Raw genomic sequence first — 615 nt, forward strand, 5'->3', positions numbered from 1 at the left:
CAGCTGACTAATACTAATAAGTCGAGGGCTTGACCAAGATAACATAAGTAACAATTAATATTAATAATGCGAAAACTGTGCAATTTTGAGAGAATATTTATATTCTCATCTGGTGATTATGGCATGAAGGTAACACCCGTTTCCATACCGAACACGAAGGTTAAGCTTCAATGCGCCGATGGTACTGCAGGGGTGACCTTGTGGAAGAGTAGGTTGTCGCCAGGTAACCATGGATCTTTAGCTCAGTTGGTTAGAGCTACCGGCTCATAACCGGTCGGTCTGGGGTTCGAGTCCCTGAAGGTCCACCAAATAACAGTTCAATTGGGACTGTTATTTTTATCTTATAATATATTGAAAAGTTAACGTCTCAATATTTAAAAAATATATTGAAATATTTTTTAAAAGTAGTTGACAAAACAAGAAATGTCTAGTATTATAGTAGAAGTCGTCACATGATGACAAAGCAAATTGGTCTTTGAAAATTAAACAGAGAAATAGGTAAAAAAATGAAATAATATTTTATTTTAACCAGTCAATTACTTTAGTAAAAGTAATATTTAGTCGTAAGACTAAAAAGTATGTAATGAGCTTGCTAACCAACTTAACAGTTGGCGC

General features: G+C 34.6%; 1 tRNA gene and 1 rRNA gene. Both read left to right on the forward strand.

Going from position 1 to position 615, the window contains the following annotated elements:
- Window positions 1–108 precede the first annotated feature (108 nt).
- Window positions 109–225 (forward strand): 5S ribosomal RNA (rrf, locus tag KPL44_RS25110).
- A gap of 6 nt (window positions 226–231) precedes the next feature.
- A tRNA-Ile gene (locus KPL44_RS25115) sits at window positions 232–308 on the forward strand.
- Window positions 309–615 lie beyond the last annotated feature (307 nt).

Origin of the sequence: Clostridium sp. DSM 17811 (assembly GCF_018861905.1) — a bacterium.
In the GTDB taxonomy this organism is placed as follows: domain Bacteria; phylum Bacillota; class Clostridia; order Clostridiales; family Clostridiaceae; genus Clostridium_AD; species Clostridium_AD frigoriphilum.